The organism is Streptomyces sp. NPDC050263, assembly GCF_040655955.1.
Classification (GTDB): domain Bacteria; phylum Actinomycetota; class Actinomycetes; order Streptomycetales; family Streptomycetaceae; genus Streptomyces.
In genome coordinates this window covers 25,604-38,323 of sequence record NZ_JBFAKW010000055.1, presented here as the reverse complement: position 1 = coordinate 38,323, position 12,720 = coordinate 25,604, and the positions used below count along the sequence as shown (strand labels likewise).

At 68.6% G+C, this 12,720-nt stretch carries 10 protein-coding genes and 5 pseudogenes; 7 read left to right on the top strand and 8 right to left on the bottom strand.

What is annotated here, in order from left to right:
* Window positions 1-52: 52 nt before the first annotated feature.
* Complete coding sequence (gene gndA, locus AB0J04_RS24180; protein WP_363170625.1) at window positions 53-1,504, top strand: NADP-dependent phosphogluconate dehydrogenase; 1,452 nt, start codon at window positions 53-55, stop codon at window positions 1,502-1,504.
* Between the two features lie 218 nt (window positions 1,505-1,722).
* Window positions 1,723-2,130, top strand: a pseudogene (locus tag AB0J04_RS24175) (response regulator transcription factor); the annotation flags it as partial.
* A gap of 560 nt (window positions 2,131-2,690) precedes the next feature.
* Here AB0J04_RS24175 and AB0J04_RS24170 read toward each other — a convergent pair.
* Together AB0J04_RS24170 and AB0J04_RS24165 are read right to left on the bottom strand one after the other, a co-directional pair.
* The gene (locus tag AB0J04_RS24170) at window positions 2,691-3,527 is read right to left on the bottom strand and encodes an alpha/beta hydrolase (RefSeq protein WP_363170624.1); all 837 of its coding nucleotides are present in this window, start codon (window positions 3,525-3,527) and stop codon (window positions 2,691-2,693) included.
* 739 nt (window positions 3,528-4,266) lie between these two features.
* Window positions 4,267-4,890 (bottom strand): hypothetical protein, encoded by a 624-nt coding sequence (locus AB0J04_RS24165; RefSeq protein WP_363170623.1) that lies wholly within the window; start codon window positions 4,888-4,890, stop codon window positions 4,267-4,269.
* Window positions 4,891-5,271: 381 nt separating this feature from the next.
* Here AB0J04_RS24165 and AB0J04_RS24160 point away from each other — a divergent pair, with 381 nt between their 5' ends.
* Entirely contained in the window at window positions 5,272-5,529 is a 258-nt protein-coding gene (locus AB0J04_RS24160) for a hypothetical protein (protein WP_363170622.1), read from the top strand.
* Window positions 5,530-5,727: 198 nt separating this feature from the next.
* Here the strand turns inward: AB0J04_RS24160 and AB0J04_RS24155 are convergent.
* The 4 genes and pseudogenes from AB0J04_RS24155 to AB0J04_RS24140 all read right to left on the bottom strand — a co-directional run.
* Window positions 5,728-6,162: pseudogene (locus AB0J04_RS24155) on the bottom strand (transposase); the annotation flags it as partial.
* Between the two features lie 263 nt (window positions 6,163-6,425).
* Window positions 6,426-6,743 (bottom strand): TnsA-like heteromeric transposase endonuclease subunit, encoded by a 318-nt coding sequence (locus AB0J04_RS24150; protein WP_363170621.1) that lies wholly within the window; start codon window positions 6,741-6,743, stop codon window positions 6,426-6,428.
* A 515-nt stretch (window positions 6,744-7,258) separates the two neighbouring features.
* Window positions 7,259-7,675, bottom strand: a complete 417-nt coding sequence (locus AB0J04_RS24145; protein ID WP_363170620.1) for a DUF5958 family protein — start codon at window positions 7,673-7,675, stop codon at window positions 7,259-7,261.
* 277 nt (window positions 7,676-7,952) lie between these two features.
* Window positions 7,953-8,423 carry a DIP1984 family protein gene (locus AB0J04_RS24140; RefSeq protein ID WP_363170645.1) on the bottom strand — a complete coding sequence of 157 codons (471 nt, stop codon included), beginning with the start codon at window positions 8,421-8,423 and terminating at the stop codon, window positions 7,953-7,955.
* 471 nt (window positions 8,424-8,894) lie between these two features.
* On the opposite strand from AB0J04_RS24140, the gene AB0J04_RS24135 reads away from it, so the two are divergent.
* Together AB0J04_RS24135 and AB0J04_RS24130 are read left to right on the top strand one after the other, a co-directional pair.
* Window positions 8,895-9,485 (top strand): DUF6461 domain-containing protein, encoded by a 591-nt coding sequence (locus tag AB0J04_RS24135; protein WP_363170619.1) that lies wholly within the window; start codon window positions 8,895-8,897, stop codon window positions 9,483-9,485.
* Window positions 9,486-9,542: 57 nt separating this feature from the next.
* Window positions 9,543-9,683 (top strand): annotated as a pseudogene (locus AB0J04_RS24130) (IS21 family transposase); the annotation flags it as partial.
* Between the two features lie 60 nt (window positions 9,684-9,743).
* Here the strand turns inward: AB0J04_RS24130 and AB0J04_RS24125 are convergent.
* Window positions 9,744-9,884 (bottom strand): annotated as a pseudogene (locus tag AB0J04_RS24125) (IS481 family transposase); the annotation flags it as partial.
* Between the two features lie 27 nt (window positions 9,885-9,911).
* On the opposite strand from AB0J04_RS24125, the pseudogene AB0J04_RS24120 reads away from it, so the two are divergent.
* Window positions 9,912-10,376 (top strand): annotated as a pseudogene (locus AB0J04_RS24120) (ISAzo13 family transposase); the annotation flags it as partial.
* 23 nt (window positions 10,377-10,399) lie between these two features.
* Window positions 10,400-10,807, top strand: a complete 408-nt coding sequence (locus AB0J04_RS24115) for a hypothetical protein (protein ID WP_363170618.1) — start codon at window positions 10,400-10,402, stop codon at window positions 10,805-10,807.
* On the opposite strand, the gene AB0J04_RS24110 is transcribed toward AB0J04_RS24115, so the two are convergent.
* The gene (locus tag AB0J04_RS24110; protein ID WP_363170617.1) at window positions 10,804-12,564 is read right to left on the bottom strand and encodes a S8 family serine peptidase; all 1,761 of its coding nucleotides are present in this window, start codon (window positions 12,562-12,564) and stop codon (window positions 10,804-10,806) included. The two genes, AB0J04_RS24115 and AB0J04_RS24110, sit on opposite strands and share 4 nt — an antisense overlap.
* Between the last annotated feature and the right edge of the window lie 156 nt (window positions 12,565-12,720).

The window sequence follows — 12,720 nt, the reverse complement described above, 5'->3', positions numbered from 1 at the left end:
TACCGACGACACGTACGGGCTCGCCCGTCCCCACTGATCGAAAGAGGTCCGGATGAACACCGGCACAGCGGCAAACATAGGCGTCGTCGGGCTGGCGGTGATGGGATCGAACCTGGCGCGCAACCTCGCTTCCCGCGAGGGCAACACCGTCGCCGTCCACAACCGCACTCCTGCTCGTACCGAAGAACTCGTCGACGGGCACCCCGAGGCGGGCTTCATCGCCGCCGCTTCGATCGACGAGTTCGTCGCGTCACTGGCGAGGCCGCGCACCGCGATCATCATGGTGCAGGCAGGAGCGGGCACGGACGCGGTCATCGACCAGCTCGCCGAACGCTTCGAGCCCGGCGACATCATCGTCGACGGCGGCAACGCGAACTTCCAGGACACCATCGCCCGTGAGCAGCGAATGGCTCCCACCGGCATCCACTTCGTCGGCGTCGGCATCTCCGGCGGCGAGGAGGGTGCGCTCAACGGCCCGTCGATCATGCCGGGCGGCTCGCAGGAGTCGTACCGGACCCTCGGGCCGATCCTCGCGTCGATCGCCGCGGTCGCCGAGGGCGAGCCCTGTGTCACGCACGTGGGCACCGACGGCGCCGGTCACTTCGTCAAGATGATCCACAACGGGATCGAGTACGCCGACATGCAGTTGATCGGCGAGGCGTACGACCTCCTGCGGACGGTGGGCGGTCTCCAGCCGCGGGCCATCGCCGACATCTTCACCGAGTGGAACAAGGGCCCGCTCGAGTCCTACCTGATCGAGATCACCGCAGACATCCTGCGCCAGGTCGACGCCGCCACCGGAAAGCCGTTCGTGGATGTCGTGCTCGACCAGGCCGGCTCCAAGGGCACCGGTGTGTGGACCGTGCAGAACGCCCTCGATCTCGGCATCCCGGTGGGCGGCATCGCCGAAGCCGTGTTCGCCCGTGCCGTCTCCTCGAAGCCGGCGCAGCGCGCGGCGGTGCGGCGGCTGGTCGCCTCCCGCACGGAAGTACAGAAGGTCGACTCCGGCTTCGCGGAGGATGTCGCCAAGGCCCTCTACGCTTCGAAGGTCGTCGCCTACGCGCAAGGTTTCGACGCCATCGTCGCCGGCGCCCAGAAGTACGGCTGGGACATCCACAAGGACAGGGTCGCCAAGATCTGGCGCGGCGGCTGCATCATCCGCGCGCGCTTCCTCAACCGTATCGCGGAGGCGTACACCGAGAATCCGGACATCGCCACGCTGCTCGAAGCACCGTATTTCGCGCAGGCCGTCACCGAGGGAGAGGCCGCCTGGCGTGGCATCGTCGCCACCGCCGCACTCTCCGGCGTACCGGTCCCGGGGTTCAGTTCCGCACTCGGCTACTTCGACTCGCTGGCCGCCGAGCGGCTCCCCGCAGCGCTCATCCAGGGACAGCGCGACTTCTTCGGCGCCCACACCTACCGGCGTACCGACATGGAAGGCACGTTCCACACCCTGTGGTCCGGCGACCGCACCGAGATCGAGGCAGCGGGCTCCAGCCACTGACCTCGTTTCCGTTCGGGAGATGCCGACGCGCGACCGCGCTTTCGGCGGGCAACCGGACATCGCCGTCGCGCAACGCGGCGGACGACCACGTCGATGCCTCGCGGGAACAGAACATCGCCACCGACTCGTCGTCGGTGGGCCCGGTCCGCCCCCGTGCCCCGACGCTCGCACACCTGACGGCATGATGGGCCTCCGTCATCGCGTCCGGAGGGGAACACATGTCGGCCGTGCCGACACCGGAAGGCATCCCGCCCTCCGTCTCGATCCTGCTCGTCGAGGACGACGAGGTGATCCGCAGATCCGTGGCGCTGGCCCTGGAGCGCTACGGATACCGGATCGACACGGCGGCAGACGGCCTGACCGGCCTCGAACGGTTCCGGGAGGGCGGGCACGACATGCTGCGGCTGGAGGTGATGCTGCCCGGACTCGACGGCATCGGACTGTGCCGACGCGTCCGGGAGGCCAGTACCGTCCCCGTCCTGATGATGTCCGCGCGCGGCGACGCCCTGGACGTGGTCTCGGGCCTGGAGGCCGGCGCCGACGACTACGCGGTCAAACCCGTGGACACCGCCGTACTGGTGGCCCGGATCCGCTCGCTGCTGCGCCGCGCCACGTTCGGCGCGGCCGGGCCCGCGCCGGCTGCGGACGCGGACGGGAATGCCCGGCTGGTCGGTGAGAACGGCGTGATCGGCGTCAAGACGGGGTCCAGTTCCCCGGCGGGCGGCAACCTGATGTGGGCGGCCACCGCGCCGGACCGCGCCGGAAACGACCGGCTGGTCGTGGGCGTCGTACTCCACCAGAAGGCCGGTTCGAGCTCCGAGCAGGCCCTCGACGCGGTGCTGGACACCAGCCGGTCGCTGGTCGCCAGCGTGCGGCGTCGGATGGCGGCGACCGCTCCGGCGCCCGGTGACAGAGCCTCGGCCCGGGGCACGGGCCGTCGTCCCGCCCCCGCGGTCTCCGTCGTCCGTCGACACCTCGTCCGCCTCGTCCGTCGACACCTCGACGGTGCGCCGGTCGACGCGACCCCCGTCCGTCGTGCCGGGCGGGCGGTGACCGTCCGCGCGGGCGGTCGCGCGCCTCTGATCGGTCGCCTCGGGCCGGGCGGGCCTGCCGAACAGCCGCTACCAGGTGCCGGTCGGCTGTGCGAGTACGGCGAGGAGCCTGCCGTACTCGCGCCGGGGTGTTGTTACTTGGCCAGGAACTCCAGCAGTGCCTCGTTCACCTCGTCCGCGTGGGTCCACAGCAGCCCGTGCGGCGCGCCCTCGATCTCCACGTAGTCGGCGGAGGGGAGGGCCTGGTGGAAGAGGCGGGCCGTGGACTCGACCGGCAGGATCCGGTCGCCGGTGCCGTGCAGGATGAGCGCCGGAACGTCGATCTTGGGAATGTCCTGGCGGAAGTCGGTGCCCCAGGTCAGCGGTGCGGCGGCGGCCGCGTGGGCACCGCCGCCCGCGGCGACGTTCCAGCTGTTGCGGACGGCCTCTTCGCTGATGCGCGTGCCCAGGTTCTCGTCCAGGTTGTAGAAGTCCTGGTAGAACGCCGTGTAGTAGGCGAACCGGTCGGCCTTCACCGCGTCGGAGACACCCTGGAAGAAGTCCGCGGTCGCCGCGCCCGCCGGGTTGTCGTCGCTCTTGAGCGGCATCGGCTCCAGAGAGCCGAGGAACGCGACCTTGGCGATGCGCGCCGACCCGTAGGTGCCCAGATAGCGGGCCGCCTCCCCGGTGCCCATCGAGAAGCCGACGAGGACGGCGTCACGTACGTCGAGCTTCTCCAGCACGGTGTTGAGGTCGGCGGCGAACGTGTCGTAGTCGTACCCCGTGGTGGGCTGGCTGGACTGGCCGAAACCACGCCGGTCGTAGGTGATGACGCGGTGGCCCGCCGCCAGCAGCGCCGCCGACTGCTTCTCCCACGAATGCCCGTCGAGCGGGAAGCCATGGATGAGGACGACCGGCTGCCCCGTGCCGTGGTCCTCGTAGTACAGCTCGATGTCGGCGTTGTTCTCCTGGCCGACGGTGATGAACGGCATGGTGATCCCTTTCGGACGGGGCGGAACCGGTGTCGCTGAGCACCGAGCTGCAGCCGGCACCGCGCGTCGGCGCGCCGCTGAGACGGGGGCGGCGGTGTGCTGCCCTGGCCTGTACAGAATCGCGTGAGCGGGCGTGTCCGGGTAACCGTCCAATGATGTGGCTGTGGTGGGACCTCGGGCACCTGGCCTTCGACTTCGCCGAACAGGTCCGGCCGGCAGAGGACTTCCGCAACGAAGCACAGTTCACCACCGTCGCGGCCGCGCTCTTCCAGGAAGCCGAGCAGCGGGTCATGGACCTCAGTACCGGTTCGTCGACCTCGGCACCACGGCCGAGGCGCTGCTGGGACGTCCCAGCCGTCCCGGCTACCTGTGGGAGGACTTCCACGCGGGCGTGGCCGCAATGGCGGGACAGCCCGAAGTCGCCCGTCAACGATTCAATCGGGTCCGGGACGAAGACCCGATCGCGGACTGGATCCAGCGGGCACATGAGACAGCTCGCCATGTCGCGGGCATCGCTCACGACACGATGGCGGTCCACGACTGGGCCTGGACCAGGATCACTTCATGCAGGAAGAAGCTGTGCGTCTGCACCAGGTCGTCGGGGAAGTCGGTCACGCCCACACCGGCATTAGATCGCTTGTTCGAATTGCGTGTCGCTTCGGACACGCCCCCGTCCGGCGCCGTGGTCGGGGGTCGCACCCGGCGTGGTTGGCCTCATGGTCGGGGCGACCACGCGGGCTCAGCGGCGGCGGAGTGCCTCAGCCCAGTTTTTCCGAAGCGGTCCTTCGAGGACCAGGTTGTCTCCGCGGGCCACGGTCTGGAGCAGCTGTGCGCACACGGTCGCTTCGGCGGCGAGGCCGGCCGGACTGCCCAGCACGGGGAAGGCGACGCGGACGCGGACGGCAGTGTCCGGCTGGAGCAGCGAGTAGGCGTAGAGAGTGGCGGCGTCGAACCCCTCCGGGGCCATGCCCCATCCTTCCCAGTCCAGCAGGCACAGCGGTTCGGTGAGGTTCGCCCAGTGCACATCCGCATGGGCTGTGGTCCAGCAGGAGACGGCCGGAGCCGGGATGCCCACGAACTCGGGGATGGCCCGCTCCATGTATTGCTGCCGTACGGCGACGCGGCCGGTGTCGACGGCCGCCACTTTCTCCAGCGTCCCGGCGAGGTCGTTCCACCATGAGTCCGGCAGTTGGAGGTCGTGCTGAAGGATCGGGTCGTCGGACAGGACTGGGTCATCGACGCGGACCGACAGCTCCGCCCGGTAGGCGATGCCTTCGTCGACGGCGCGGTCAGGGAGGGTTGGGCGACGGCGTCGGCCGCCTCCTTCCAGTGTGGCGCACCGGAAGCGATCCCCGCTCAGCACCACCGTGAGCGTGCGGTACGGGAGTTGCGCGACGTCCTCGCCGCCTGAAAGAGGTGCGGGGGTCAGGGGGATCCCATGGCCACCAGCGCCCCGTCGCTCTCCCGCCGGGTCTCGCGCAGTTGCAGGTCCGGAGGCGAGTAGAGCAGCTTGCCGTCGTCGTAGAGGCGGTACTGATACCTCCCGGCCGGCTCCAGGTCACGTCGCTGCTGCGGGTCACCGTCGGGCAGAACGAGCTCAACGAACCCTCGACTTTAGTCCATTCGGACCAGCTGGGCTGGACGTCAGTAATCATCCGCATGAGCCTGGAACTCAGTCGCCAACGGGTGGCACCTCCCGTGCCGACGACAACGCAATCGATCTCTTCGGAGAGAGGAATCGGGAATGGTGGCCGAGAATTCAGTTCAGCTCGAAGACAAGGAACTCGAGCACGTGCGCGCGTTGACGCGGGAGGTCGACGAAAGGCTCCGGCAGATCCACGAGATCACCGTGGGGCATGTGCGCGGAGAGAAGGGCAAGTACCGACCTAAGCAAGCACGGTTCATCTTCGACAACATCCGAGTGGTAATCGAGGATGAAAGCGGGTGCGGAGTCTACGAAGACCCGCCCGGGATCTGCCGACCGTGCCGACCGGGTGAGTAGCACCGCCTGACGTACTCGCCAGACCTGCGCCCTAACCTCGATCTTTCGTGACGGTCCGCCGACGTAGTTGGTGGACCGTTTCGCTTTCTGTGGCTGATGGTGGGCAGGCCGAGGGCCCGGGTGTCGTCTCGGGTGGACGCCGGGGTTCCACTGCTCCGGTCTGGACTGGTTCCCTCGTAGGGGCGGGAAGGTTCCCGGTCAGCCGGGGTTCGGCAGGAGTGCAAGACGTTCGAGGGCGGTGGTGACCTCACCGGTCCAGGGCCAGTGGCGGGCGAGGCCCAGGATGAGGCACCGGCCGATGGTGACGAGTTGCCCGGCCACGGAGAACAGGCGGAAGCGCAGACGGCGGGGTTCCCAGAGGCGGGCCTGGCCGGTCAGGGCGAGCATGGGCATCCAGGCCAGCAGGTCGAGAGCGAGCTGGACAATCTCCAGCCACACCTTGTTCTGCGCGGTGTCGTGCAGGGGCAGGTTACGCAGGCCGGTCGCGCGTGCGGCCCGGATCCGGTCTTCGGCCCGGGCCCACAGGCGGTGACGGAGCTCGAGCCGGGCTACCGGACGGTCGGCGGTGTTGGTGGCAACGCACGTGACCCGCATGCCATCCGTGTCGGTGATCCTCAACTGGGCACCGGGATGGTTGAGTCGGCCCGCAGCGCCGTACGCGGCGGCGCCGATCAGCGTCACCACCCGGGGGCGGTCGGTTTCCGGGACGTCCTCGCCCCGCCGCATGTGCCACAGCACCAGCTCGTCAGCGGCGGACAGGCAGTACTCCCAGGTGGTTTGGGGAGGGGCGCAGGGCGTCGGTCATGGCGCGACCGTATCGGAGGGCCCACTCCGCCGGTGGGGGGACAGTGGTGTTCATGCCCGGCGCGGCTCGAACAGTCGTGTCATTGGGCCGGTTATCCTGCGGGCGAGGCGGTTGGTTGGTGTTCGCCGACCTCACCGACCAGCCGGAATCTCCACCCCACCGCGGCGCACGCACGCTCGGTCGCATCGAACGCTTCCTGGTCCCGAGGCCCGATCCGCCCCGGCGGGCGGCAGTCGATCACCACCCCTGACTCGTCATCCAAGCGGGCGAACCAGTCCGGAGCGTGTCGCCGCATCCGCCGTCCGTCGTCCCAGTACAGCCAGAACGGCTGCGACGCGAATGCGACCACGTGCGGATCAAAGTCCAGGAGCATCGCGGTGTCCCGCTCCAGCCAGGACTCGAAACCCACATGCCGAGCTGACGTCGCCGACCAGTAAAGCCCCGAGAAATAACGCTGCCCCCCGAGCCGAAGGGAACCCCCGGACCGGCGGAACCTCCTCGAACCGCACCGTCGAGCACGCCGACTTCAAAGGAGTACGTCGCTCCGCCCCGAACCGTCCTGGAACCCGACGTCGAACGCGGAATCAAGCGCCTCGTCGCACTCCATCAGCAACCGCCTCCGTCACCCGATGACTGGGCTCCTGCTCGAAACCCGAGCAGCAACCTCGTCAAGAAGACGCAGATTGATTCTCAACTCCGTTGAGAATCAACAGATCGAGCGAGAGCGGACAGTGGTGGTGGGATTCCGGGTGATCGCCGGCCTCATGGTGTCCCAGTAGAACTGGCAGCGAGCGGTGCGGTTGACCTGTGCTCATCCAGCTTGGCTGGGACTTCGGATGACGGTGTGCGGTTCGTCTCTGCGCGGAAAGCGGACTCTGCCGAGGGAACGACGACTGGCCCGAGTGGGAGTCCCAGCGCGAGGAGTCAGGTCAGCGTCTCGACGGGGGCGCCGGCAGCCAGTCGATGCCACGCGTGGCCGCAACCGTCGGAGCAGAAGCGCTCCCGTCGGTGTCCGTCGGCGACGGCCGGCACCGCAATCAGCAGCCGGAACGACTTGAGGCGCTCGTCGTGCGGGGTGAGACTGGCGATCTTCCCGAGTTGCTGGTCGATCCGCCCTCGTGCGATCAGAACTGCCGGTGTGTGCGTGGCGCGAAGTCCGGAACGTCGGATACTTTCCGGGCCGTCCTCGGTGGTGGCGCGGGCCTGCATGCAGAAATGCGAGAGGAGGCGCAGGGTGTTGGACTGCTCTTCAGCGGAGAGGCTCTCGAACCACTCGATGCCCTGTGACATCGGCCGAAGCTCCTGGGCGAGCTCGTTGAGAATGATGTACGGATCAGCCATTCGCACGCCCCCGTTACGCTCGGATCACGGTTGTCCGTGGTGCTGCGACGTGGAAAGCCCCGAACCCACCCTCACCGCTTCGGATCTGCACGTGGTGATGTGCTGTGCGATGTGCACCTTGACCTGTACGCCGTGCTGAGCTGCACTGTTGATGGGGAGTCGAACCCCCGCGTTGCTCTTCACGCGCCAGGAGTGGGCTGGAAAACCGCCGGCCCTCGGTGTGTGCACGCCTCCGAAGCTGCTACCTGCTCCACATCGTCCCCGCATGCTGGACTGCTCAGTCCAGCAGATCCACCTCCCAGTTCGTACGCTGGATCCGCACATCGACCTCGCGGATCTCCCGCGCGAGAACATCCGCCTGACCGCGCAGTTCCGCGACCGGAAGCGCGGAAAGCATCATCAGCTCGGACCGGAGTTGCCGACCGTATCCCCGCTCGCCGCTACCCGCCGCCGCGTCCGCCGCCGCGGTGACCACAGAGTGACGCAACCTCAGGACATCCCGGCGTGCGAGGGCATCGGTGAGCGTGCCGTCGGGACCCATCTCCACCGTGGCATTAGTCCGGTTGATCCGCCGGATCAACGTTTCCAGAGAGCTCAGCACCTCACCGGCCTCAGCCAACAACTGGGCGGCATCCTCGGCGGGAGCCTCCCCCTCCTGGTACCGCGCACTGCTGACGACGCGCGCTCGCAACTGTTCTACACGGCGCGTCGCCTCCGCACGTTCTGCCAGTGCCTCAGCAAGCTTCACTGTCTCCACCTCCCCCTCCATGAGCTCGCACGAGTATACGAGTGAGAACCAGCTCACACGCACTTGGATTTTGATCCACAGGAGCCCTGACCAGTCACTGGAGCGAGAGCGGACAGCCGCTCAGAGCGCTGCGAAAGAGGATCCGACAGCACGAATGAGAGCGAGTGGGAATCCGCCAGTTTCAGCGAGGCGGGACAACAGGCCGGCCAGTTTCGCCGGGACTCCGCCAAGTCGTTCGCCAGAAGCGCTGGGACTTGCCACATCTACTGAGAACGGACATCATCACACCCACCTCCCACTCCTCACGCAATCGAACGTAAAATCGAGCACGCGAGAGCGTGGACGCTGGATCATGAGCCTAGAATCACATGTGACTCAGCGCCGTAGTTGACCCCCGAGTGTTGTAGTTGGCCCGTGCGAGCGGGCAGCTCGCCCGCAGGGGCTGGGACCGGGCGTGTCAGGATCCTCGGCATGATGAGCGCTGGCAGAGGCCGTGGACTGGATTTCTTCCGAGCAGACGTCCCCATCTATACGCTGACCTTCGCCAAACGGGTGTCTCCGCAGGTACTGCTGACTCGCATGGGTGCCGACCCGGACAGCGTGGCCCTGCGCGATGAAATGAGCCTGCACGACGAGTACGGCGACACCCTCCTCGATGATGACGAGCCGGTGGTGACGACGGGCGTCGACGGTGCGTGGACGTGGGCCTGGAAGCAGGGCGGCATGCACGGTCTCGACGAGCGGATCCTCTGCGCCGTATCGATGGGGACCGAGGCCGTCGTGCTGCACTGCAACGAGAAGCCGATGCACTGGTTCACGTACGCGGCGGACGGTGACATCCTCGTCGGCTTCCATACGCTCGGGCCGTTGGAGCCGACCGGTCTGTCACCGGCACAGCTCGATGAGGCGATGCGGCCACTGGGCCTCGTCCCCGGTCAACCCGTCCCACTCCACAACGTGCTGTCTCTCGCCGAGAACGCGTTCGGGCTACGTGTGACGCCGCCGGGAGACGGTGAGGAGCGCTGGAGCGGCAGCCTGCTTGCCCTGATCGAGCGGCCCTAGATTTCCGTTCTCCCCGCGGTCCGCCTCTCCTCTGCCTGCTGACCCGCGAGCTGCGAGCCCGCCACGGTGATCGCGGAGCGGATCGGGTGGGAACGCGGGATGACGATCCTCAAGGAGCGGGTGCGGGAACTGCGGCCTGCCTATGTTCCGGTCGATCCGGTCTCGCGCACGACCTATCAGCCGAGCGAGCTGGCCCAGGCTGTGCTTGGGCGCCTTCGAGCGAGTGCGCAGCCTCTCGATGCCCTCCGCCTGGTAGCGGCGGTACCAGATGTAGTACGCCTGTCGGCTGATGCCGTAGTGCCCGCAACTCCTGGCGACGTTGCCGGTTACCTCTTCGACATGGCGTATGACGGCCAAGCGCCGCTTGGCCTCGCGATCGAGCAGGGGTGTCTTCGACATGTGGATCTCCTAGTGATCAGAGACCCCACGTTGCGCCCCGAACCGCTCGCTCCTGAATTGTCCCCGCCCAGCGTCGAGTTCGGACGCTTTCCCACCGGCGACAAGCTCCCCATATGGCTGCGGCACCCGAGCCTCACCGGACTCGGACCCGCCGCCTTCGACGATCTCGGCGCCCGATACCAAGCCTGGTGTGCCGAGCACCCGCCGATCTTCCTGCCCGGCAAACGCCCCGACGGCGGCCCCGGCGCCGGCAGCAGACGGCTCTCTGTTGTTGACCAGCTTGTCGTCTTCCTCCTCACGAAGCGCTGGTTCATGGCCCAGACGCCACTCGCCGAGGCAACCGGCCTGGCCAAGAGCCGGATCGGCGCGACCCTCCGGGAGGCCACACCCGTACTCACCGCGCTCGAGTACACGGTCCCGGCCGGCGCCCTCACCGTGACCACGGCACAACAGCTCGCCGCGATCGCCGGGCACGACCAAACACCCCGGTAATCCTCACCAATATCTAGGAGTTATTGTTCGGCAGCTCCCTGCCCCGCCTCCCGCGGCGAGGCCGCCTCCGCGGTCCGGGGCTGGACGGCGGCCCGCCGCTCGAGCTGGCTGGCACTCCTCGGGGCCGCGGCGCGCGCAGCCGCGGCCCCGCTGCCCGTACGGTCGGCGCGGACACGGCCCCGCAGCTCCTCAGGGAGGCGCACGGTGAGCTGGACACCGGCCCCAGGCCGTCCGCGGCCTTCCTGGACGCCTCCGGCATGGTGGCCCCGACCGCGGCGTACACCGCCGCCGAGGCCCATATGCCCTCTGCCGCCCAGCAGTTCGCAGCCCTGGCCGAACAGACCGCAGCCCGCCTTGTCCGCGGCCGCGGGCGGGGAGCTGTCGCCGGCGCAGTGCGTGCTGTACGCGGGCGGTGCTGGGCCCTGCGCTAGAAGGTCAGGTTCCAGGCGTCGATCTTGCCTGTGTCGGAGGCGGCGTTGTCGTTGACGCGCAGCTTCCAGGTGCCGTTCGCGACCTCCGAGGAGGCGTTCACGGTGTAGGTCTGGGCGATGTTGTCGGCGCTGCCGCCGGCGTGGTTGTGCAGCGTGTGGACGGTGCCGTCCGGCGCCACCAGGTCGACCTTCAGGTCACCGGTGTAGGTGTGCTTGATGTCCACACCCACCTTGAGGGTGGCCGGGGCGTTGCCGGTCACGCCGGTGACGGCGATCGGGCTCTCCACGGTCGCGTTGTCGTTGATGGCGAAGTCCGCGAGGTTCTCGAAGTACTTGCCGGGCGGCGGGGTGGTACCGACGGCCTTGAGGGCGTCGGTCTGTCCCTCGCCGAAGAACGAGTTGTTGGCCGTCGTGCCTGTGCAGCGGCTGTCCGAGGGGCAGGCGATGTCGTTGGCCTGGGCGGCCAGCTTGGCGCGGATCTGCGCCGGGGTGATGCCCGGGTTGGCGCTGGCGATGAGTGCCGCCACGCCGACCACGTGCGGGGTGGCCATCGAGGTGCCGCTCTTGCTGCCGTAGCCGCCGCCGGGGACGGTGGAGTACACGCTGCTGCCCGGTGCCGCGACGTCGATGACGCCCTGCCCGTAGTTGGAGAACGAGGCCTTGGTGACGCCCGTGCCGTTGGCCGCGACCGTGACCACGCCCGGCAGCTCGGTCGGGATGTCGAGGCAGGCGTTGGTGATGGTGCGGGTGACCGGCGTCGAGTCGTTCGGGCTCGCGGAGTCGGTCGTCTTGTGGGCGAGGTCGTAGTTCTCGTTGCCCGCGGCGGCGATCTGGAGGGAGCCCTTGCCCTCGGCGTACTCCTGGGCGCGCTTGACGCCCTCGATGATGGCGGCCTGGTCGATGTTGTCCGGGCAGTTGAACTGCCACGGGTCCGTGTAATAGCTGTTGTTGGTGACCTTGAAGCCGTGGTCACCGGCCCAGACGAAGCCGCAGATGGTGTTCTCGGCGAAGAAGAAGGAGTTGCCCGGCTCGGCGACCCGGACCGCGGAGATCGTCACCCCGGGGGCCACGCCGACGACGCCCTTGCCGTTCTTGGCCGCGGCGATGGTGCCCGCTACGTGGGTGCCGTGCGTGTCGACGTCCCGCCAGGCGCCGGCACGGGTGTCGGGCTTGCCGTAGGCGCAGGAGACCGAGTCGGCCGCGTCGAAGTTGGGCGCCAGGTCCTGGTGCTGGTCGTCCACACCGGTGTCCAGGATGCCGACCTTGACCGAGGCGGAGCCCGGGTTCACGGCCCAGGCCTGGTCGGCCTTGATCTGGCTCATGTCGGCCCGGACCGGTTCTCCGGCCGGGGTCGAGGCCTGAGCCGGATTGGCCGGGAGCGCCGGGTTGTAGGCGTCGGCCGGGACGTCCGAGGTGCGCGTGGCGCCGACCTGCTGCACGCCGGCGACGCCGCGCATGGTGGCGGCGAATCCGCTGGACGCCGAGTGGGCGACGATCACGCCGATGGCGTCGAAGTCCGAGAAGACGGTGCCACCGCCTGCCGCGATCGCGGAGCGGACCGCCGAACTGTCACCGGGGGCGGTGATCACGAGGTAGGCACGCGTGCCGGCCACCCAGGTCGCACTCTGGGAAGCCGGCACGGCGGCCGGAGCGTGGGCCCTGGCGGCCGGCGCGGTGGAGGGGACGACGGGGAGCGTGCCCGCGAGGGCGCCCGGGGCGCCGAACGCGAGGGCGGCGCCGAGCGTGGCCGCCAGCACCAGCGTGCGTCTGGGTCGGCTCGATATGTGGGGTATCAATGCGTCCTCCGAAGACGGCCCGGCCGTGCTGAGGGCACCGGCCGGGCCGTACGAAACGAGTGGTGGATGCAAGATGTCAGACGGGTCCTCCTGTACGGAAGTACCTTTCCGTGCCGC

Bases quoted from the DNA above. Each gene is read 5' to 3' on its own strand.
- gndA (WP_363170625.1), top strand. From the start codon at position 53: ATGAACACCGGCACAGCGGCAAACATAGGCGTCGTCGGGCTGGCGGTG.
- AB0J04_RS24170 (WP_363170624.1), bottom strand. From the start codon at position 3,527: ATGCCGTTCATCACCGTCGGCCAGGAGAACAACGCCGACATCGAGCTG.
- AB0J04_RS24145 (WP_363170620.1), bottom strand. From the start codon at position 7,675: ATGGCTGATCCGTACATCATTCTCAACGAGCTCGCCCAGGAGCTTCGG.
- AB0J04_RS24160 (WP_363170622.1), top strand. From the start codon at position 5,272: ATGGTGGCCGAGAATTCAGTTCAGCTCGAAGACAAGGAACTCGAGCAC.
- AB0J04_RS24135 (WP_363170619.1), top strand. From the start codon at position 8,895: ATGATGAGCGCTGGCAGAGGCCGTGGACTGGATTTCTTCCGAGCAGAC.